The sequence below is a fragment of the Tsuneonella sp. HG249 genome, from assembly GCF_053819205.1.
In genome coordinates this window covers 2,065,795-2,087,173 of sequence record NZ_JBSOQY010000001.1, presented here as the reverse complement: position 1 = coordinate 2,087,173, position 21,379 = coordinate 2,065,795, and the positions used below count along the sequence as shown (strand labels likewise).

The 21,379-nt window shown below is 62.7% G+C and carries 17 protein-coding genes; 7 read left to right on the top strand and 10 right to left on the bottom strand.

Annotated features, from left to right (window positions below):
* The first annotated feature begins 226 nt into the window (after nucleotides 1–226).
* The 4 genes from ACWPM1_RS10435 to mobF all read left to right on the top strand — a co-directional run bounded on the left by ACWPM1_RS10435 (nucleotide 227) and on the right by mobF (nucleotide 6,618).
* Nucleotides 227–463: a hypothetical protein gene (locus tag ACWPM1_RS10435; RefSeq protein ID WP_455694767.1), complete on the top strand. Its 237-nt coding sequence runs from the start codon at nucleotides 227–229 to the stop codon at nucleotides 461–463.
* Between the two features lie 512 nt (nucleotides 464–975).
* Entirely contained in the window at nucleotides 976–1,302 is a 327-nt protein-coding gene (locus ACWPM1_RS10430; RefSeq protein WP_455694766.1) for a hypothetical protein, read from the top strand.
* The gene (locus ACWPM1_RS10425; RefSeq protein WP_455694765.1) at nucleotides 1,299–3,656 is read left to right on the top strand and encodes a type IV secretion system DNA-binding domain-containing protein; all 2,358 of its coding nucleotides are present in this window, start codon (nucleotides 1,299–1,301) and stop codon (nucleotides 3,654–3,656) included. Before ACWPM1_RS10430 ends, ACWPM1_RS10425 begins: the two co-directional genes overlap by 4 nt.
* Before the next feature lie 37 nt (nucleotides 3,657–3,693).
* Nucleotides 3,694–6,618, top strand: a complete 2,925-nt coding sequence (gene mobF, locus ACWPM1_RS10420; protein ID WP_455694763.1) for a MobF family relaxase — start codon at nucleotides 3,694–3,696, stop codon at nucleotides 6,616–6,618.
* Nucleotides 6,619–6,651: 33 nt separating this feature from the next.
* On the opposite strand, the gene ACWPM1_RS10415 is transcribed toward mobF, so the two are convergent.
* The 8 genes from ACWPM1_RS10415 to ACWPM1_RS10380 all read right to left on the bottom strand — a co-directional run bounded on the left by ACWPM1_RS10415 (nucleotide 6,652) and on the right by ACWPM1_RS10380 (nucleotide 12,537).
* On the bottom strand, nucleotides 6,652–6,849 hold the full coding sequence (locus ACWPM1_RS10415; RefSeq protein ID WP_455694762.1) for a DUF6961 family protein: 198 nt from the start codon (nucleotides 6,847–6,849) through the stop codon (nucleotides 6,652–6,654).
* Entirely contained in the window at nucleotides 6,849–7,154 is a 306-nt protein-coding gene (locus ACWPM1_RS10410; protein ID WP_455694761.1) for a DUF5818 domain-containing protein, read from the bottom strand. The genes ACWPM1_RS10415 and ACWPM1_RS10410 overlap by 1 nt, the downstream gene beginning before the upstream one ends.
* A complete protein-coding gene (locus tag ACWPM1_RS10405) occupies nucleotides 7,151–7,576 on the bottom strand; it encodes a thermonuclease family protein (protein ID WP_455694760.1) in 426 nt (141 codons plus the stop codon). The genes ACWPM1_RS10410 and ACWPM1_RS10405 overlap by 4 nt, the downstream gene beginning before the upstream one ends.
* 12 nt (nucleotides 7,577–7,588) lie before the next feature.
* Nucleotides 7,589–8,233 (bottom strand): S24 family peptidase, encoded by a 645-nt coding sequence (locus ACWPM1_RS10400; protein WP_455694759.1) that lies wholly within the window; start codon nucleotides 8,231–8,233, stop codon nucleotides 7,589–7,591.
* Nucleotides 8,234–8,620: 387 nt separating this feature from the next.
* A complete protein-coding gene (locus tag ACWPM1_RS10395; protein ID WP_455694758.1) occupies nucleotides 8,621–9,124 on the bottom strand; it encodes a Pycsar system effector family protein in 504 nt (167 codons plus the stop codon).
* Entirely contained in the window at nucleotides 9,121–9,894 is a 774-nt protein-coding gene (locus ACWPM1_RS10390; RefSeq protein ID WP_455694757.1) for an E2 domain-containing protein, read from the bottom strand. Before ACWPM1_RS10390 ends, ACWPM1_RS10395 begins: the two co-directional genes overlap by 4 nt.
* Nucleotides 9,891–11,435, bottom strand: coding sequence for a hypothetical protein (locus ACWPM1_RS10385; protein WP_455694756.1), 1,545 nt, complete (start codon nucleotides 11,433–11,435; stop codon nucleotides 9,891–9,893). Before ACWPM1_RS10385 ends, ACWPM1_RS10390 begins: the two co-directional genes overlap by 4 nt.
* Before the next feature lie 178 nt (nucleotides 11,436–11,613).
* Complete coding sequence (locus ACWPM1_RS10380; protein WP_455694755.1) at nucleotides 11,614–12,537, bottom strand: TIR domain-containing protein; 924 nt, start codon at nucleotides 12,535–12,537, stop codon at nucleotides 11,614–11,616.
* Between the two features lie 190 nt (nucleotides 12,538–12,727).
* Here ACWPM1_RS10380 and ACWPM1_RS10375 point away from each other — a divergent pair, with 190 nt between their 5' ends.
* The 3 genes from ACWPM1_RS10375 (at nucleotide 12,728) to ACWPM1_RS10365 (ending at nucleotide 17,222) form a co-directional block, all read left to right on the top strand.
* The gene (locus tag ACWPM1_RS10375) at nucleotides 12,728–13,438 is read left to right on the top strand and encodes an adenylate/guanylate cyclase domain-containing protein (RefSeq protein WP_455694754.1); all 711 of its coding nucleotides are present in this window, start codon (nucleotides 12,728–12,730) and stop codon (nucleotides 13,436–13,438) included.
* A 284-nt stretch (nucleotides 13,439–13,722) separates the two neighbouring features.
* On the top strand, nucleotides 13,723–16,725 hold the full coding sequence (locus ACWPM1_RS10370) for an N-6 DNA methylase (RefSeq protein ID WP_455694753.1): 3,003 nt from the start codon (nucleotides 13,723–13,725) through the stop codon (nucleotides 16,723–16,725).
* A gap of 266 nt (nucleotides 16,726–16,991) precedes the next feature.
* On the top strand, nucleotides 16,992–17,222 hold the full coding sequence (locus ACWPM1_RS10365; protein WP_455694752.1) for a hypothetical protein: 231 nt from the start codon (nucleotides 16,992–16,994) through the stop codon (nucleotides 17,220–17,222).
* Between the two features lie 3 nt (nucleotides 17,223–17,225).
* On the opposite strand, the gene ACWPM1_RS10360 is transcribed toward ACWPM1_RS10365, so the two are convergent.
* Both ACWPM1_RS10360 and ACWPM1_RS10355 read right to left on the bottom strand, forming a co-directional pair.
* A complete protein-coding gene (locus ACWPM1_RS10360) occupies nucleotides 17,226–19,934 on the bottom strand; it encodes a conjugal transfer protein TraG N-terminal domain-containing protein (RefSeq protein ID WP_455694751.1) in 2,709 nt (902 codons plus the stop codon).
* Between the two features lie 20 nt (nucleotides 19,935–19,954).
* On the bottom strand, nucleotides 19,955–21,379 hold the full coding sequence (locus ACWPM1_RS10355) for a conjugal transfer protein TraH (RefSeq protein ID WP_455695159.1): 1,425 nt from the start codon (nucleotides 21,377–21,379) through the stop codon (nucleotides 19,955–19,957).

Below are 21,379 nucleotides of genomic sequence, written 5' to 3'. Positions count from 1 at the left end.
ACCGTTGGAAGAGGTCTCTCTCGCAGATAGCCCAAGTCTGATGCAGGCTTTGGGTCCGCGTCAAGGACGACGGGGCCCCACCATTTTTGCCGGGGCAGGCCCCGACAAAAATCGTTTCCCCCATCGCCGCTTCGCGGCCGCGTGTTCCACGCGGTCCCTGACCCGGACCGTCACCCGCATCGCGTGAGCTCCTGATGCGACGCATCGAAACTCAGGAGGACAGCCCATGTACGCTTCATCGAACATTGCCCGCGGCGGTTTCCAGGCCGATCAGGCGGCCTTCGTTGCCGCCCTTGATCAGGCCCATGCCCGAGCCTTTCACTCCTACTTCACGCAGTACGTTCTGATCGACGGCGAGGGCGGATACATTGCCGTCGACGAGGGCGACTATGACGCCCTGCCGAAGGCCATGCTGGACCGTGTCGTCGACACCGTGCCGAGCAAGCTCAGCGACGAATTCTGACCACGCCGGCGAGGAGGAAGCCCGTTCAGGGCTTCCTCCTTTCTTTTGCTCGGCTCCCACGCGCGAAACACCAGCACAGATGCAGGAACGCCCCGTCGTGTGAGCGATAAGCGCTGGCCTCGGTACTCCTAACCTGGCGCCCGGACGTGGCCTTGTCAGCGGCCTTAGCGCCCATCGTTTGCCCCCGGTCGGACGTCGCATGATCCTCCAGTCCGGTTCAGGATCGTTCACTGGTCCTATCCTCCGAAGCGGGGAACAGGGGCACACCGTACGCGACCAGTCGCCGGAAAAGAGTAAGATAAAACAAGGTGATACCTGGAGGAACCTCCGGTGGCAGCTTCTCCGTCAAATCTGACTTGGAGCGCTGCTCTTCCGTGGAAGTGACCGAAGGAAGAGCGCGAATGGCGGAATTGCGCCAGCGCGGATGTTCTTGACCTGTTCTTGTTTTTGACTTAGACCATCTCCTGCCTTTCGCAGTGTGAACCGGGCTCCTGACCACAAGGAGTCCGTGCATGACACGGCCAATCTGCCTCCAGGTCTACATCTCCGAGGAGCTCAGCTCGCTCATCCGCAAGGCTGCCAGAGCCAAGGGGATCAGCATGAGCGAGTGGGTCCGCTCGCTGCTCGCCAATGCCTGCGCGGAGGATGAACTCGCCTCGCGCCTGAACACCTCCATCCAGCGCATTTCGCGTCAGTCGGTGTTCCTTATGGTGGGGATCGATGCACTCCTCGCCGGGCATCCCGATCACGCGCTGCGTGACCGCGCGCATCAGGCCTATGCCCGCAAGTGCAGGGAATTGGGTCTTGCTCCGACGCCAGGCGAAGGAGGCGACGCATGAAGCGCAACCTCGTCAATTTTACCCGCGGCAGCCAGCTCCTCGGCCACTTCAGCTTCATGTTCGCGGCCGGCCTCAAAGGGCCGCTGATTGTCGCGGGCATCGTGATTGCGTGGACCTCGTGGTGGACGCTTTCGGGAAGCCTTTCGGACCACGAGACCTACCTCGTCGGGATGCGCATCTATGCAGCGATCTACGGCTTCATGGAGTTCGATCCCGGCAAGCAGATCGCACTCGAAACCGCGTTCGGCGGGACCATTCAGGTCCCCGTCGCAACGCTCGCCAGCTTCCCGCCGGTGGCGCGGGCGTGGGACCATATGCTCGCCCTGCTCGGTGATGCGTTGGCCCGATCGGCGCTCTTGCTGGTGCCCGCTTTCGCGCTCTTCTACTGGTTCGCGGCGCGCTTCGGCGGTCGCTCGAAGGAACGCAAGCACGAGCGAGGCGCGCTGCTCGTCACGCTTCCCGAACTTGTCGATGAGCTGCGCGTGCACAACCGGCGTGAGCGGACCCGCGAGCTGACCGAGGCCCTTGGTTGGAAGTGGCGGTTGTGCAGCCGGCGCGAACTCGCCGCCGCCTTTCCGTATCAGCCTTCGCACCTCGCGACCGTCGTCTATCCCTGGCGGCTCGAGCAGAGCCACGCAATGCTCATCGGCACGACCGGCATGGGCAAGACGGTCGCCATGTCGGACATGATCGCAGAAGCTCGCGCAAAGGGGCAGCGCTGCGTCGTCTTCGATCTAACTGGCGCCTTCATCGAGCACTTCCACGACAGCCGGCGGGACGTGATCCTGAACCCGCTCGACGCCCGCTGCCCGCACTGGAGCTTGTTCGACGAGTGTCGCAGCGAGGGCGAGTTCTGGGCAGCCGCCGAAGCCCTGGTGCCTCATGACGGGGGCGGGGAAGCGCAGTTCTGGGTGATCGCCGCCCGTGCTCTTTTCGTCGAGTTCTGCCTCAAGCTGGTGGCCGAAGGCAGGGGCACGAACGACGCCTTGGCGCGGGAGCTGATGACCGCCGATCTTTCGCGGGTCCATGCGATGATGCGGGGAACGATCGCCGATCCGCTGACCGCTCCGGAAGCGGCGCGGATGGCGGAATCGATCCGCGCGGTGTTCAACGTGAACGCCAAGGTACTCAAGCTTCTGTCCACATCAGGCCCGCGCTTCTCGGTTCGCCAGTGGGTCGAGGAAGACGACGGCAGGGGCTCGGTCGTGTTCATTTCGGCGCGCTATGTCGACATGAGCGTCTGCGCGCAGCTGCTCACGCTCTGGCTCGACATGGCGATGAACACGTTGATGACGACGGCCCGAACGCATGACTTGAAATGCTGGTTCTTCATCGACGAGCTCGGGGCGCTTCATCGTCTGCCCGCACTCGAGAAAGGGCTCCAGACTGCGCGCAATTTCGGCGGGGCGATCGTCCTCGGGCTCCATGCCTACGCCAAGCTCAAGGAAGTCTATGGAGAGAACATGGCGATGACCTTGTCGTCGCTCGCCCGGACCAAACTAATACTGGGCACGGCCGACCGGGAGACTGCGACCTGGTGTTCGGACTTCATCGGTCACCGCCAGGTCCGGGACATGGAAGAGGCCTATACCTACGGCTACAACAATGCCCGCGACGCGGTCAGCCTGACGCCGCGCAAGCACATCGAGCCGCTGCTCCTGCCCGACCAGCTGATGAACCTGCCCAGGCTGTCGGGCTACATCAAGTTCCCCGATGGCTTCCCCGCCGCACCGGTCAAGCTGAAGCCGACGAGCCGCCCGAAGGTCGCCGAAACCTTCATCGGCAGGGCCAAGGATCGGCCATCGGCGGGGACGCCGCCGGTGCAGATGCCACCTTCTCAATCGCCTCCCGAACCCTCGCCGCTGAAGGCGGAGCATCCGTCCGCCAACGACGATGGCGCGGGCAAGCCGGTGGTTCCCAAGCAGGGCGTTCTGGCGCTTGAATCGCACAACCCTGAAGGCAGTGTCGAGCCCCGGATGCAGGCCGGGCAGGACGTTCGATCAGGTCTGCCGGATGGTGCCGGCAGGCCATCGGAGGCCGAGCTCAAGGACGGGAAAGCGAAGGATATCCGGGCGCACCCGGAGCGCATTGCTCCTGTCGTTCCGCTTCCCAAGGATGCCATCCTTCGTGCCGATGCCGCGGCTACCGAAAACGACCCCGCCAGGGATGCCAGAGAGCCAGGCCGTCCGGATGCTCCGAGGGTTGGGGTGCCCGAAAGCCGGCCGCACGCTTCCGATAATGCTGCGGACCGGCAAAGCGATGCCGAGGCGCGGAAGCTGATGCTTGAGGATGGCATGCCCGAGCCCGACACGCCGACGCGCGAGGGACCCGATCTCGGCGATCTGGAGCTTTGACCATGAAGGCACGCGCCGCTCGGCCGAGGGGTGGACCATGCTCTCGGTAGCCAATGTCCGCACGGCCGGCGGCGCCGCCAACTACTTCGCCGCCGACAATTACTACACGCGAGCCGATGCCGATCGCTCCGGTGAATGGCTGGGCAGGGGAGCGCAGGAGCTCGGCCTCGAGGGTCGGATCGAGGCCAGGCAGTTCGAGGCCGTGCTAAAGGGCCTGCTGCCGGACGGAAGCCGCGTCGGCAGCGACAACCGTGTGCACCGCGCAGGCACGGATCTTACCTTCTCGATGCCCAAGAGTTGGTCGCTCCTCGCGCTGGTGGGCGGGGACCGGCGGATCCTCGACGCCTATTCCGCAGCGGTTAGGGAGACGCTTACCTGGGCCGAGAAGAACCTCGCCGAGACGCGGATGAAGGTGAGGGGCAGGGAGCGTGTGGTATCGACCGGCAACCTCGTCATCGGCCTGTTCCAGCACGACACCAACCGCAATCAGGAGCCGAACGCGCACCTCCACGCGGTCGTTGCGAATGTGACGCAGGGGCCGGACGGTAAATGGCGGGCGCTGCGGAATGACAAGCTCTGGGAGCACAATACGCTGCTCAATGCGATGACCATGGCGCGCTTCCGCCTGTCGGTCGAGAAGCTCGGCTATCAGGTCGGGGAGTTCGGAAAGCACGGCAATTTCGAAGCCGTCGGCGTGCCCCGGCCTATTCGCGAGGCCTTCAGTTCGCGCCGCGCGGAAATCCTCGATCGACTGGCTACAATGGAAGGCAAGGGGCTGGCGGCGCGCAACGTCGCGAACCTGATGACGCGCGCCGACAAGGGCAGGATTGAGGACCGCGATGCCTTGGCCGAACAGTGGAAGGAGGCCGCGGCGAAGCTGGGTTTTGATCCCGCGACCGTTATTGCCAAGGCCAATGCGCGGGCCGCCCAGGACCTCGGAAACGTGCCGGGTTTTGGCCGAACGGTGCGGGAGCTTGTCGAGCGCGGACGCTCGCTCGCCGCATCCTTTGCCGAGCGTCTCGGCCTGCGCGAGGGCGATGCGCTCGTGCCCGCGCATATGGGGAATCGGACGGCAGAACAGATCGCCGCCGTGCACGCGGTCGCCTCGGCCATCCGCCATCTGGGCGAACGCGAGGCGGCGTTTTCGCGCACCGAGATCTATCGAACGGCGCTAGGCTTCGCCCTGCCGACATCGATGCCTGAGATCGAGCACCGCGTTGATCAGTTGCTGCGCAAGGGGCATCTTCTCAAGGGTAAAGGGGCTGATCGCGAGCTTGTGACGACCCGCGATGCGATCGGTCTTGAGCAGCGCATCATCGCCGGCGTCGAAAGCGGTCGCGGGGTCGCTCCCGTCATCGTGCCGCCGGACGTCGCCGGCGAGCGGCTTCAGGCGCTCGCGCAGCTAAAATATGGGATGACGTTGAATGCAGGCCAGGAAGGAGCCGGGCGCCTGCTACTCGGCTCGCACAACCGGATCGTGGCAATCCAGGGCATTGCGGGGGCCGGCAAGAGCACGGTCCTCAAGCCCGTCGCCGACATCCTGCGAGAGGAGGGACGGGCGGTGCTTGGCCTCGCGGTGCAGAACACGCTGGTGCAGATGCTCGAGCGCGAGACCGGCATCCCCTCCATGGCTGTCTCTCGCTTCCTGCGCCGGTATCGCGACCTCCTCGAAGGGGGCAATCCGGCCCAGCTCGCCGAAGCCAGGGCCGCCATGCGCGGCACCGTCGTGCTGCTCGACGAGGCTTCGATGGTCGGCAATTCCGACAAGGAAAAGCTGGTCCGGCTCGCCAACCTGCTCGAGCTCGACCGCTTCGCCAGCATCGGCGACCGCAAGCAGCTCGGGGCGGTCGACGCAGGCAAGCCCTTCGATGTGATGCAGCAGGCCGGCGTCGAGACCGCAGTCATGAACATCAACGTGCGCGCCCGCGAAAAGGCGCTTCGCCAGGCTCAGTACGCGGCCCAGGGCGGTCACATCGATGAGGCGCTGCGGCATCTGGGGAGGCATGTCGTGGAGGTAGCGGACGGCGCAGCGGTTCAAGCCGCGGCTGCCTGGCTCTCCCTGTCACCGGAGGAGCGCGAGCGGACATCGATCTATGCTTCAGGCCGGGCCTTGCGCAGTCAGGTCAATGAGGCGGTCCAGGCCGGGCTGCGCGCGAACGGGGAGCTGGGGGCGGCGAAGATGAGCCTGAACACGCTTTCCCGCATCAACGTCACCCGCGAGGAGCTGCGTTACGCCCGCACCTATGCGCCGGGAATGGTGGTCGAGGTCGACCGGCGCCAGCGCGGGCAGAAGCTGCTCAAGGGCCAGTATCGCGTCGTCGAGAGCGATGCCGCACGGGAGCGGGTGACGCTCGAGAACGAGCGTGGCCGTCGATTCGAGTTCCGGCCCGGTCAGCTCCGCCCGCAAGGCGAGCAGGATGCGCTGCGGCTGTTCGAGGTTCGTGTCCTCGACATTCACGCCGGCGACCGGATCCGCTGGACCGAGACCGACCACAAGCGCGGGCTGCTCAATGCCGACCAGGTCCGCATCGTCGCGATCGACGATCGGCGCGTGACGGTGAAGACCTCGCTCGGGGCCGAGCACCAGCTTTCGCGCGACGATCCGATGCTCGAACGGGTCGACCTCGCCTACGCCCTCAACGCGCACATGGCGCAGGGATTGACCTCCGACCGCGGGATTGCGGTCATGGACAGCCGCGAGCGCAATCTGTCGAACCAGCAGACGTTCTTGGTGACGATCACCCGGCTGCGGGACGGCTTGACACTGTTTGTCGACAATGCGGGGAAGCTTGAAGCCGCCGTCGAGCGCAATCCGGGCATGAAGCGTTCGGCTCTGGAGACGGTGGACCTGCTGCGCGACGCCGCCTCCAAAGGGCAATCGAAGGGCAGGGCGCCGCTTCCCGAACGCGAGCCGCCCGAGCGCGACCGATCGCTCACCAAGCCGTTCGAAATCGGGATTTAGCCGCGCTCCGGCCGGGCCAATCATCTCGCCCGATCAATGGGGCGGCGCTTGCCCGTCTTTTCCGGAAAGCTGTGCGATGCGCGTTGCGATCCCCTGCCAGGTGCGAACGCCGTCGGCATCGCCGGTCAGCGCCAAGGCTCCGATCTGCTCGGCGACATGGAAAGGAGCGTTCTCGCCGTGGGTCTTCAGCACCCGGTTGGCGCAGGCCCACAGCTCCCATTCGCTGAGCATCAGCGGAAATAGCCGACGAGACCGGCGAGTATGGCAATAAAACCATAGCCCACGAGCCCCGCGGCCAGGAGATACTCGATGTTGATCTTCGACGGCCGGGGGCGGGGCTGTCCGGCGAGCCATATGTGATCGCAGCAGACACTGTTGAATCCGGCGCGGTGCCCAACGACTTCAACCTCCTGGCCGACCAGACGGCGTGCTCGGCGGCGCGTCTCAACTTCCCACGCGCCCCCGCCGCCGATCCGAAGTACGAGACCGTGAGGTCCACATTCAAGGAGGCCTCGCAGGTGCAGCTCGGCACTCATCGGCACGCCGGTCCTTTCCAGTAGCGGTCCCACCGAAGGACGGTGCGCGTGCGGATCATCGTGCACGACAAGTCTGCGCCCGTGGGCAGACGACACCAGGCCGCCGTTCTGTTTCCGCCGGCAGAGCCTTCCGAGCGGCAGGTCAGCCTGGGACCTTCGACGACAACATGCCCTGTCGAAATACGTCCGCGGGCACCGCCGAGCAGGCGAACGAGCGCGTCACGAGCTTCGGTTGACGAGGCGGCGGGGCAGGGTTGGTTGGTCCGGCAGGTGCCGTCCATCTCGCGCGCGGCGATCCCTGCGATGCGGATGTGCGGCCCTTCCGCGCACCAAATGGGACCGTCGCCGTCCCAGACATGGGTCGGGCTGCAGGTGAAAGTCTGTCCGGCGGCAACGATCGAGGCGGCAAGGAAGGTCAGCATGCGGTGGCGAGACTACTGTAGCGCGCGGCCGAACCAAAGCACCCGTCCGACAATGTTGATGCTGCGACGCTCGAGGCCCCGCCAGCTCGGATAAGCCGGGTTGTCGCTCACCACGGAAATCCTGCGGCCCTGAGGCTCGATCGCGATCCGCTTCACGTTGAGCGCGTCGTCCATGCGAAGGACGTAAATGCCGTCGCGCAGCCGCGATTGGCCGTCGCCAAGGTCAACCATGACTTCGTCCCCGTCGTGCAGGGTCGGCTCCATCGAGTCTCCGTGCACGCCAATGATGGAAAGGCTCGCTGCCTTGCTGGCGGTCAGCCGTCGCAGCCATTTCTCATCGAAGCCGAACTGAGCGCATTTGGATTCCATCTCGGCCAGCGCCCCGTGACCGGCGGAAGCCTCGACGCTGAGCACGGGCACGTGGACGAGTTCGACGACCGGTCCCGAGCGGCGCTCAGGAGCGCCAAGGACCTTCTCGTCGACCCCGAAGAACCGGGCGAGGACCGCACGATCCTGCTCGTCGAGGCTCCGCGGGCTCCCGCGGCGAATGTACTGCTGGATATAGGCCGCGTTGCGTCCGAGAAGGCGGGAAACGGAGGAATAATTGTACCCCTTTTGCTGGATCAGCTCGTCCAGGGCTTTGCGTGCATCGTCCATCGCTGACGGTCCCATTGCGTGCGTCTAGGAAATCCGATCCTAGACTCTAGGACGCCTTCCTAATAGGAACATAACAGGAACGCAAGAGCGATGCGAGTCGAGTGCGATGGAGCTTCTGGAGCAGGTAGAGAGCTATTTGGCGCGGACCAGAGTTCCGCCGAGCAGGTTTGGAAGGATGGCGTTGGGAGATCCGCGCTTCGTGGACGACTTGCGCGCTGGCCGGAAACTACGGCGCAAGACGCAGGAACGAGTAAGGTGCTACCTCACGCAAGCTCAGAACGGCGGCACATAATGGCCGGGAGCCGTCATCCGGCTCTAAACGCGCTCATCCAAGCGATCGGTCGCCAAAGCTTGAGTCCGCTGGCCTGGAGATTGTCCCTCCCGCAATTATCCATTCAGTATCGGCAGCCGAACGTGGATGGATGCCGTGACGGCCAAGAAGATGAAGAACGGCAGGAGCGATAGGGTCGTCGCGATGGTGGCATTCCTCACGAAGACGAATTTCGCGCACAGAATTTGTGAATTGCGCCAGATCTGACCGACGAGGTCCTCACGGAATCGCTCGTCGCTGCAAGCAAGTAATTCAGCCTGATAGTTCGCCTCGGTCCTCTTCTCGATCTCGGCGAAGTACACAAGACTGCCTTGGCCACCCCTCACGTCGGGAAAGTTGGCCCGGTAAAGGAAAGCGTAGGACGCCAACAGACCGGCCGAGGCGAAAAAACCGGGAACACTAACGAACCACAATTTTAGATCAGACGCGGAGACGTTCAAAGCACCTATGGCGAGGATGAGCGTGTTTACCCCGAAGAGACCGTTGATTCTCGCCTCCACGCGCGGAAAGAATCCAAGCACTCGATCCAGTTGGCGCTGGATTATGTCGATGTCATTCATGGACTTTTCCCTCCCGCGGCTTTCGACCTGTCCTCATGCTCTCCAAGCGGGCAATAACGCATCGTTCTGCAGCAGCGCGTTCCCTCCTTGAAGACGTGCTGCCAGTATTCGGCGAGCGCCTTGCGTCGTAGTCGTTCCGTAAAACCAAGATCTACCAAGAGCCCGCGCTTTGAGCAGTCTGTACGAAGAATCTGGACCTGGCGGCCTCGCGCACGACGGCGACAGCCGCGCGGGCAGACGGCCCGGCCATTGATCGGCTTACCCTTCTTGTCGAAGAGATGAAGCTTTGGATCGGTCAGCCAACTAGGCTCGTCCAGTCGTGCGGCCGCATATTCTTCTTCCACCCCCGCTTCGGCGGCCAGAGCCAACGCTCGCTCGTGATGCTTGCCAGCGTCGCCGTGATCGATCGCATGTCCCGGGGGCCAGATGCGGGTACGTTCGGCAACTCCTTGGCAGGCAAGAAATTGGCGCAACTGCTCCCACCATTGCGCGGCCTCTCTCGCGGAACGCACGTCGAAATACCGCAGTCCAAGACAGAACGTCTCATCCCACTGTATATGACGCTCGGGACAGCGGGCTGGCAGGTCGGTGCCGGGCACTTCCTCGCGCACCTTCGGCTTGGGATCGCCGAAGATGCGCAAGTGAAGGCCACTTGTGACCCACGGGGTCTTGGTAACGCGGGCACGTCCGATCAGTGCTTCCCTGTCGACCGCATCGACGGAGAACCAGGCTGGAGCGGCGTCAGCCAGGTAACGGGTAGCAGATTTCACCTTCGATCATGTGCTCGCATCGGAACAGCCGCTTCAGGCTCGTGAGCGCGCACTGCGTCCGGTTCCGCGCCGCCGGTGATATATGGTGAGGGCATGGTGCCCAGCAGCAAGTCAGCCGTATTAGTATCCAGATTGGGAATCACGCGATCGCTGGAGAAGGCCTCACGTACTCTCGCCGGCGATGCCTTGTACGCACTCTCCCCAATGGCGGTCTCGGTGCCGTTGCAGCGCCTCTGCTCTGCTTCGGAAATGCAGGTGGCCCGGCTCGCCGCCACGCGAACGCTCGCGGCGCCCCGAAGCCCGAGGCGGCAGATTGGAGTGGTCCCATAGTCGATTCCGATAGCAAGCCCGAGATCGTCCATTCCCGACAGCATTTCCCGACAGAGCTCGAAAGACGACCGCAAGCCGGCGGCCGCACTGACAGCCGCTTTCATGGTCGCCATCTGGTCGGTTTCGGTCCTGTCGCCTTCGGCCAGCAGCCCATGTATGCAGTCGCCGATATATCGGACCTTCCTGCCGCCGAAATCGTCGCGCAAGACGGCTCCCATCTCCGCGCGAATGACGTGAAGGTTGGCTACGGCCTCTGCGATCTTTCCGGTCGCGATCGCGTTGTCGATGTAAGCGGTGAAGTTGTCGACGTCCGCAAAGATCGAGGCGAGGTCCATGCGGACGCCGTTGCTTGGCGGATGCTCCGAATAGACCAGATCCTTCAGCGGCGGTTCCTTGTGATGGAACCTAAAAACGGCCTCGCCGGTGTCTGTGCTTTGTAGAGCGAGGCTTTCTCCGAAAGAGGCGTAAGCTTTCTCGAGCCTCGCGTTGCCGCTCCGCTGCATGTTCGCGGTGATGATCTCGTCACCCAGAAAACTGCGTTCATCGTCCTCTGAGAGGATCACGCTCTTTGCGAGCGGGTCGATACTCCGACCGAGAGCGGCAGCAGCTCGGGGGCTTAGATTCAGCCCTTCGGAATTGCCATCTGCCAGCTTGGCCGCGTGGTTGGCCGGGCTGCCAACAAAGAGCGGCTCACGCTCGTCGCTCCGCCCTGAATCGATTGCGACGGCGGGGCCGCTGTCGATGCCGATGCACACGCCGGTTTTGAAGATGGGATGATCATTGCCTAGGCGCTCGACCATCTCGCGGAAAGCGGCCGCGAAGGTAACCGCGACGCGGACACGCTCACCTTCGTTTTCTGGTCCGTCGGGAACCAGCACCACGGCATGCAACCTCGATCCATGGAAATCGACCCGCTGCATTTCGAACTCGTCAATGAGCTCATCACAGGCGCGGTAATGCGCGTGAAGAAACCCCAATGCACGTCGGTGGCTAGCCTCTGTCTCTCGTCCGGCCTCCGTCAGCACGTCATTGAAGTCGACTAGGTTGGCATAGGTGTGAACCGCATCGGTCGTGATCGCGCGATTGCGAGGGATGTCGACCAGGGCGGCCTTGGTCGATGCATCGAGGGAAGGTCCTTTTTGCATCCGGGCCTCGGTCAGAAAGGTCCGGAAGTCCTCAACCTTGATGTCGCCTTGCGGAACACTGTCCACGAACCTGCGGATTCTATCCCGCGCGCGATCTTCAATCCAAGCCATGGTAAGCGGTCTCCATCCTGACCTCGAGCTGCCGAAGGCGGGCATCGGCCAAAGAATGGAACGTTAGCAGAACATCTGACGGATGCCTATGTCGGGCCTCTTCGGCGTCGTGGATAAATACCCCTTGCTTCAGCTAGCCGTTGAAGGGCCCCCATTCATTGATGTGGTCTCGCAGATGGTTACACGCAGGAGCCATGCTTGAAGCGGCGTCCTTGCCTGGCTCGTAGCTGTACGGAATGGTTGTTATCCCGCTCAAGTCGCTGGGCAGCTTCACCTTCTCCTCGCGCGGTTCCATCAGAATCGCCCGCTTTCGCCCGAGCCTTCCCATGAAGAGGCCGAGTTCGAACACGACATTGTCACGAGGGCTGGGCCAATCGTGCCCCCGGAAAAGCGTGAGGTCGTCACTATGGGCGACGGCGATCGCGAAATCGGAATCGTCCACCGCGCTCTCAAGGGCTTCCAGCGCGTAGCTTGTGGCTCTGAAGACGCCGTCGGTCCATAAAATCACCTTGAACGGGTCGTGCTCGAAGGAGTTCTGGATTATCCGCGCGATCGGCAACGCCTCGGCCGATGAGATGATGAATACCCTGATCGTCTCACGATGCTGCCCGACCAGCCGGTTCCGTTCCAGCAATCGGCGCGCGAGTGTTCGGGCCATTGCGCGATAGATTTCGGGGTAGCGCGAAGCAATATCCGTCACGTCGCGATGCGAAAGCTTGCCCACAACTGATGGTTCGTTGGCGATCACGCTTGCCGAGCGGCGCTGCGTAGGCTCAAGCACGGCCATCTCGCCGACGTGGTCCCCCCGGCCACGTACGGCGACGTTGCGACCGTTGATCATGATACGGAACGATCCCGAAATGATCAGGAACAGGTCGTTATCACCGGCGTCCTGCGTGATGAGTTCCTCGCCTTCCGACGAAGACACAAGTTCAAGCCGATCCGCGATCTCGGCGGCGAGCTCGTGATTACCACCGACGATTGCCTGCTGAATCATCGCGTCCAGCAGGTTGGCCCGACCGGCGTCGCCGCGGAACCGCTCAATGATCGTCGTCAATTTAGGCGCCTCCAATAGGTCGTCGAGCACATTCCTGACGGTCGTTCTCGTTCCGACTCACTTTTACGGGGTTTTCTCTCTCTCTTGGAAGTTAACCTCTGTTCGTGGTTAGGATAGCCGTACACACGATTCCCGATCCAGGTGGAATTCTCGGGGTCTACTCACCTGCCAGTGTTGAACGGGTAACAGCATGGCTCTGAAAGACGATCTGACCAACTCAGTTCAAGGCATTCTCGGAAAGACGTTGAAGGAGAGAGACGGGCAGAAAGTACCAACCTCTGAGGACATTTCGTTGGCCGACGGTGCAGTAAAGCTGGACGCCGCTTTCATCTATGCGGACCTAGCGGGTTCAGGAATGATTGCGAAGCAATGTCCTTGGGACACCACTGCTAAAATCATTCGTGCATACTTGGACTGCGCTACGAGGATCATTCGGGCGCGCGGTGGTGAGATTCGAAGTTTTGATGGCGACCGGGTCATGGGCGTGTTCATTGGCGATTCTAAGCGAAGCAGCGCAGTCAAAGCTGCGCTGCAAATCCAATGGGCTACGCGTCACCTGATTGAACCGGAAGCAACTGCGCGCTTCAATTCGGTCAAGAAAAACGATGTCAAGATACGTCAGGCTTGTGGCATTGACGTAGGCACAAGCAGAGCCGTCCGCGCTGGGATCAGAAACAATAATGATTTGATATGGATTGGTCGTCCTCCGAGCTTCGCCGCAAAGATGTCCGACGCCCGGGAATACCCTTACTGCACATTCATTTCGGCTGATGTTTACAACCGCCTGAACGACGAGTCCAAATTCAGTAAAGGAGTCGATATGTGGGAGCAGCGCAGCATGCTGTTCGCTGGTGTCAGCGAGACATGCTATCGCTCGAGCTACTGGTGGGAACCGAGCTAGGCCGGAAGTGTACCGCATGGGCCCCGATTGCGCAACAAGCCGGCATTCCATGCTGAGGCGACGTTTATTTCGCAGCGTACAATGCAGCATGCGTTCGCGACCAAAACTTAGCTGATCCGCCATTCAGTCTGAGCGGCGATCCGAAATGCGATGGTCTCTGACTTTGTGACGGTGCGATACGGCTTTGACGTGGCCCGCTAAGTGCTGGACACCCAACTGATCGATACGACAAAAGCCGGGGTTCGCTCGGGCGGCTGTGTAATGGAGGGACGAGGTAGGGTGGTTTGCTGAACGATCTAGTTGCCCGTCTCGCGTGTCGCGACCAAGCTCGCCCCGAAGCAGAGGTCCAATCGGACCTTCGGCAGTTCCTGCTGACGGCACCGTTCGAGCTCGACGAAGGCAATATCGAAATCGCTGCGCTCGAAGCACCCTTGGGCGGGGGGCGGCGTATTGACATCGAGGTCGGCTCGACGGTGATCGAGGTGAAGCGCGATCTTCGGCGGGGCCGGGTTCGCGAGGACGCTATCGAGCAGCTGACCGGCTACGTCGCGCATCGCGCGCGGGAAAGCGGCCGCCGGTATGTCGGTGTTCTGACCGACGGCGCGGAATGGATCTGTTTCAACCTCATCGGCGAGGCGCTTGAGCAGGTCTCCGCACTCGAGATCGATGGTTCGGCCGACTGCGTGGGGAAGCTGGTTTTCTGGCTGGAAGGCGTGTTGGCGACCGCCACCGGGATCACGCCCAATGCACGCGAGATTGAAGCCCGGCTGGGTGCGGGCAGCACTGCCTATGCGCTCGACCGCGCGACGCTGGCGGCACTCTATGGGGCCAACCGGGACCTGCCGACCATCAAGGTAAAACGTGAGCTCTGGTCCCGCTTGCTCACCTCTGCACTCGGCAGCCAATTCAGCGATGATGATGAGCTGTTCATCGAACACACCCTGCTCGTCAACACGGCCGAGATCATCGCCCATGCCGTATTGGGGCTACCGGTGGCAGAATTAAGCGCGGCGTCCCTGCTCTCTGGCGAGAAGTTCATCGAGAGCGGCGTCCATGGCGTCGTCGAGGCGGATTTCTTCGATTGGGTAATCGAGATCGAGGAAGGCGAGCGCTTCATCCGAACGCTCGCCAAGCGGCTGCTCCGTTTCGACTGGAGCGCTGTCCAGGAAGATGTCCTCAAGGTGCTCTACGAGTCGGTTATCGGGCCCGATACGCGCAAGGAGCTCGGCGAATATTACACACCGGATTGGCTGGCGCGGGCGATGGTCGAGGAAGTCTACACGGACCCGCTCACCACGCGCGCGCTTGATCCGTCCTGTGGGTCCGGAACGTTCCTGTTCCAGTGTGCTACGGCCTATCTCCGGCACGCAACAGCGTCGGGCATGTCGCTCGCCGACACGCTCGATGGTCTGACGCAGCATGTGATCGGCATGGATCTCCATCCGGTTGCGGTCACGTTCGCCCGTGTCACGTATCTGCTCGCCATCGGCCGGGAACGGCTGACGGCGCCCGACCGCGGCGAGATCTTTATCCCGATCTATCTCGGCGATTCCCTCCAGTGGCGCGAACAGAATCTCAACCTGTGGAGCCACGACGCGCTTGTTATCCAGGCCGATGACGGGCGCGAGCTGTTCGGCTCGGAACTCCGCTTCCCTGATCGGCTGCTGGCCGATGCGCGCGAATTCGATCGCCTGGTGGAAGAACTCGCCCGGCGCGCGGCGCAGAGTCAGTCGGGTAACCCGCCTTCGCTGGCCAGTGTTTTCACGCGGTTCGGCATTCGCTCCGAAGAACAGGCTACGATCGAAGCGACATTCGCCACGATGCATCGCCTGCATCATGAAGGGCGTGATCACATCTGGGGCTATTATGTGCGCAACATGGCGCGGCCAATGTGGCTCGCGCGCGAGAGCAATCGCGTTGACCTGCTGATCGGCAATCCACCGTGGCTCGCCTATCGGCACATGCCCGAGGAAATGCAAGCGACGTTCAAGACCATGAGCGAACGCCGCGGTCTGTGGGCGGGGCGTGAGCTGGCCACGCATCAGGATCTTTCGGCACTGTTCGTGGTGCGCGCGACCGAGCTCTATCTGAAGGTGGGCGGCCGGGTTGCCATGGTGTTGCCCAACGCCGCTGTCGATCGCGAGCAATATGAAGGTTTCCGGCGCGCCAACTATGCCGATCCGGTGGGCGCAGTCAGCCTCGCTTTCGAAGGCTCCTGGGACCTACGCCGCATCCGGCCCCATTTCTTCCCGCGCGGCGCCAGTGTAGTCTTCGCCCGGCGCGCCAAGGAGCCGGTTCCGCTGGGCGACCAGACGATCGTGTGGAGCGGGCGGCTACCCCAACCCAATCTTGCATGGGAGGAGGCGAACCCGGTTCTCGAGCGGGCGCCGGGCATCATCCGCCGCGTCGGGAAAACGGCAAAATCCGCGTTTGACGTGCGATTTGGCCAGGGCGCGACGTTCGCGCCGCGCTTGCTCTTCCTGGTGCACGAGCGCCCCGCTGGACCGCTCGGCTTGCCGGCGGGTCGGATGGCGGTGGTCTCGTCGCGCAGCAATTACGAGGACAAGCGCTACAAGGATCTGCCCTCGGTCGAGGGTGTTGTGGAGTCCGAATATGTCCGCCCGGTTTTTTCGGGCGAGAGCTTGCTGCCTTATCGCGTGCTCGACCCGCTGCGCGCGGTGATCCCCTGCTCAAGCAATGGCCTACTGTCGTCGCGCGAGATCGAGCTGCATCTTGGCCTGAAAAGCTGGTGGGATCAGGCCGAAAGGGTCTGGGAGGCAAATCGGACGAGCGAGCGGCTCACGTTGATGGAACAGCTCAATTACCAGAGCAAGCTCAGCCGGCAGCTTCCGATTCCGCCGTTTAGGGTAATCTACAACGCATCGGGCATGCACTTGTCGGCGGCCAAGGTGCGCAATCCGCGAGCGATCATAAGCAAGAGCCTCTATTGGGCCGCGTTCCACGAGGAGGAGGAGGCCGATTTCCTCTGTGCCATTCTGAACAGCGCGACGACGACGGAGATGGTGCGGCCTTACATGTCCTACGGCAAGGACGAGCGGCACATCGACAAGCACATCTGGCAGCTTCCGATCCCAAGTTATGACCCGACCGACGCAACTCATCGCGAGATTGCGGCCCTCGGCCAGGAGATGGTGCGGCTTGTTCAGGCTCTGGCGATCGACCCAGGATTGCATTTTCCGGCGGCCCGCCGTCAAATCCGGCGCTTGATCGAGGAGTCTCCGGGCGGCATTCGCATCTCGGAGCTCACGTATGAGCTGTTGTCGTGATGCCTGCTGATCGCCTGTGAACATCGACAACGCTGGTCCGCCCAAGCTCTCATTCCAATAGCGGACACCCCAATTGGGACAATTCTCAACTTGATGAACAGCTGGTTCTGGAATCGGCAAGGGAGTCGCTGAAGGTCGAGTATGGGCGCACTTTCCTGCCACCGAGAGGAGAGAGGGCGCTCGCCACGATGGAAGTGGGAAGCGAGCTAAAGCGGAATTCCCTCCCATCGCCGTCAGGTTTTTGCTATGTTCCAAGGAGCAGCAAGATGAACGCCATCATGACCCATTTCGACCGTCATCGCACAGGCACACCGCTTCCCAATCATTGGGAAGGCTTTTCCGAGATCGATCAAGCAATCCGCGAGAATCGCCTAATCGAGTACAGGTGGAAAAAGACCTGGGCCGACCCCTGGGCGAGACGTCTGGGAATCCTCGTGCTCATCCTCTTTGTCATCTTTGCTGGATTCGTGATCTACTGGGACGTTCTGCGCGGCTGAACCTTACCACTCCTTCACATCGTCGGCTGCCTCGGCACTAGCCCCCCGCGCATCTCTAGTGACGGTATCGAGGCGCTCTCGCGCTCCGCCGATCCGCTGACGCCCAGCCGCCTGGACGCGTTCGACCTCTTCGCGAATACCGCTTGGATCCACATTCGGCACGGTGGAAGGCATATTCCCTCCCACCGAAGCTCGGCTTCGAACTGCCTCGGCATCGGAAATGTTCGGTCGGGACACAGGCTGTCCGGGCGCAAGCACCAGGCGATCCTCGATCCCGCCCCGAAGCTGTTCAGCGTAGCTCTCGATGAACTTGGCCTGCAGCGCCTGGCCCTCCCCGCTGAGTTGGAACGACACGTCGTCGAAGCGAACGCTTCCATAAAAGTCGCGATTGCTTTCGATCTCGACGAGACCCCATTCACGATAGGCTTGGGACAGATTGAGGCTTCCGGCGGCACTATTGCCTTCAAAGAACGACGCCTGGCTTTCCAGCCGGTTGGCGAGCTCCTCCGCGCGCCGCGCCTCACGGCTGTAGCTTTGTGCTTCGGACAGCGAAGCGTTCATACCGCTCGCGGTGGTGGAGATCGAGGAGCTGGACGATGTGCTGACCGTGCGGATGAAACCATCTCGCGCGCTCGACCAGTTGCGGCTGTCGGACAACTGCTGAAGACTGCCCATGATCCGCGAGCGATCCTCCGAAGCAATGCCGATGTCGCTATCTGTCCACGCCTGATTACGGCCGCCCTTGAGTCCGGCCCCTGCGCTAAACACGCTAGTCTTGCCGCCCACCCCCATTCCCGCGGATGCTTCCCCGTTCAGAAACCACGCGGTTGTAATGTCGTCGGCCGCACGGCGCGACAGCCCGAACTGGCGCTGCAGGTTGGTCGATGCCTGATCGACCTCGCTGAATGCGGTCTGGATGCTGTCCGAGGTGGACTGGCCGGTGGCGGTCTCGAAGGAGCTGCCGCGGCTGAATTGATCTCGGAGCTCGCGGAACTTGGTGACGGCGCTGGTCGTCGATTCCGTGGCGATGTTGGCAAAGCTCTCGCTGTTGGAGCGGGCCTGCGATGCCATCGTCGAGAGGCGCGAGGTGAACTCCTGGCCAAGCGTAGGCGTGAAGGGATAGCTCGAGTTCGGGAGCTGGTCGTAACTTGCCTCGCCAAAGCTCGTAGTCATCGACCCGGTGTCGCTGAAAGTCCTCGTTTGGCCAGCGCCGTAGGTGAAGCTCGGGGCGATCGTCCCCTGCGCGAACTGCCGGGTGAGCACGCTCGAATTCTCGAAGCTGGTATTGCCGAGCGCGACATTGCCGGTGCTCGCCTCGCGCGCCGCTTCCTCTGCGGCATTCTGGCTCGGGTTGAGATAACTCGTCGCGTGGTGCGAGATCGCCATCGCGCCCTTGGCGACGCCGCCGGCCAGGAACGGCACCGAGGCAATAAGGTAGCCGGCCAGCACGCCGATGTCGCTGTTGACGTCGGCCATGCCCGTGAAGCTGGCGAGACTGAGGCCGCTGGTTCCCGCAACCGCGGTCATGTCAGCCGCTCCCTTCACCATCAGCATCATGTGCAGGATCACGAAGAGGGGACCCCATGAGGCCAGATAGAAGAAGCCGGTGACATAGCCCTTCAAGGCGAGCGGGCCGGTCTTCGGCATGAGAAACAGGGGGAAGAGGACCGGGAACAGCGCGTAGAAGAGGACCGTCAGCACGACGTTGAGCAGGGGAACCCATTTCATCGCATTGCTGGCGATCGAGCTGTAGGTCCGCTCGGTCTGAATGTCGGCGCGCGTCTGGGCGTAGACATCCACATTGCCGGCGCCGCTGCTGCCCGACATCGAGTGCATGGCCTGGCTCATCGCGTTGATGGTGAGGGTCTGTTTGAAGATGTCGGTCGCGTTGGCCGACACGCCGCTAAGGTACTGGTACGCCAGCGGCAGGTCGGCGAAGAGCTTGGCCTTGGCGAGCGCTGCCGTCTGGTTCGGGTAGAGCTGGCGGCCGAACACCGTTCCCATGCCGTCGATCAGACTCGTCCACTGGCCATTCAGCGCACTGTAGGCTTCGCGGCAGGTGACGATGTTCGACGTCACTTGTCCGGATGACGGATCGCGCGTGAGGAAGCGCTGCGCGCGGGCCTGGCTGCCCGGTGCGATCGTCGTCCAAATGTCATTGGTTTCGGCAAGCTCCTTCATGGAGTAGCGGCCGAGCAGCACGTCGTAGAACACACACTGCCGGAAATGCTCGTCGAGATTGGCGGCAAATTCGGGGTCGGAGATGCGCAAGCTGCGCGTGGCGTCGTAGAGCCGCGCTCCGTAGATAATGCCGTTCTTCGAGTAGTTGAGGTCGCCCGGCAGGCCGAAGACCACCTCGGCCGAGCCAGTAAGGTAATCTCCCACCTGGCTGGTAAAGCTCGCCATCAGTGCAAGGCCCAGCGGCACGTTGCTGACGTTGGCGGGGGCGAGGCCCGGGTTGAGCCGGTCGGTCACATGGACGTCGAGCCGCGGCACCATCAGGCACGAGTAGATCAGCGTCGCGCCGAGGAACCAGTTGATCCACGCGCGCCAGTCCTGGTTGAACGCCAGCGTCAAGGCGGAAAGGCCAAGGCCCATCACCAGCACCACCTGGATCAGGCTCTTGTAGCCGCCATTGCCGGTCCAGGCGGCGACGGCCTGGAACACGTTGACCAGATAGTCGCCGCCGCCCACCGTGAAGACCTCGACCATGGCTCGTGTCCTCGCGCGGATCAGTGGGTGAGGGAGCGGGTCTGGACCCCGCGCGACCAGTCGAGCGAGGCAGCCATGCCCGGCGACATCGAGGCGGCGAGGACGTTCTCGATGAACGCCGTCTTCTCGATGATCTGCATGATGGCATTGACCTTGAGGTGCGTGTTGGTTTGGCGGTCGGCGAGCGCCTGGCGCACCACGTTCACCTGGTTCTGCCACATCGCTATCTTGGCTTCGTCCGCGCCGATGAAGCTCGACATCGAACGGCCCGCTTCGCTGACGATCCGGTCGAGGACCGCGAACAGGAGGTCGACGCTGGCTATCTCGGCCAGTGTCTCGCGATCGTCGACCGGCATTCCGCGCCCGTAGGCGGCTTGGACGGTGAGGATCTTGTAGAGCGGCACCGAGGCGACCTGCAGCAGCTCCTTCTGCGCCTCGGTGATTGCCGTGTCATCGCGGATCGCCTGGACCATGCCGGCAATCAGCGCGGCGACACGCGGGCGCAGCGCCTTGGATGCGGGAACGCTCAGTGTCTTGAACGTGGGGTTGAGGCACTGATCGGCCTCGTCGCAGTCGAAGACCTTCACGCTGCTTCCGGGGGTGCCATCGAGCAGCGCGGTCACCAACGTCGAGGACGCATCGCCCGCGAATGGCACGAACTTGCCCGCCTGATCGTCCTTGGGCGGCACGTAGATGATCGTGCCGATCAGCGTCATGGCATATTCGGCGAGCTCGCGGTCGAACGTGCCGTTCGGCGAGAAGAAGGCCGACTTCTTGAGGATGGTCCAGGTGTAGTTGCGCGGCACCGCGGGGTTGACGTCGGCGTATTCGCCGTCGCCTTGGGCAGTGGTGCTGGCCCGCTGGCCTTTGGTGCCACAGCCATGCTTGGCCGCGGCATAATCGGTGAAGATGCCTTCCGAGTTGCCGATCGCCTCGCAGATCGCCTTGTCGGCGAGGTCGCCTTTCGGCCAAATGCCACCGACCAGGCCCTGCGCCAGCTCGCAGCTGTTGATGTTGAGATTGTTCATGAGCTGAGCCTTCTGGCTGAACTCCTGCATGATCTTCGAGCATTCCGGGCAGACGGTGTCGATCGCCAGGCTGAAGGCGAATCCCACCGCATTGTTGGCGACCGCCTTGAGCATCGCGACGATCTCGCTCGCATTGATGAAGCTGAAGGAGCCGGCGAAGATATCGATGCCGCCGCAGCCCGCGCGTGCCCGCGGCAATTGCAGGTTCGCGATATTGGTCGTCTTCTGCGGAAAGCGCGTCCAGACGTTCCCCAGGCTGTAATAGCCGGCCGATTGTCCCTCGAAAGCCGTGGGCCCGTTGACGTTGGAGGCGCCGCCCACGTCCTTGAGAAAAGCATCCATCGAGCTGCCGACGCCCGCCTGCGCGGAAGCCACGGGGAGGGTGATCGCCAGCAGCGCGGCGACCATGCGCTTCAT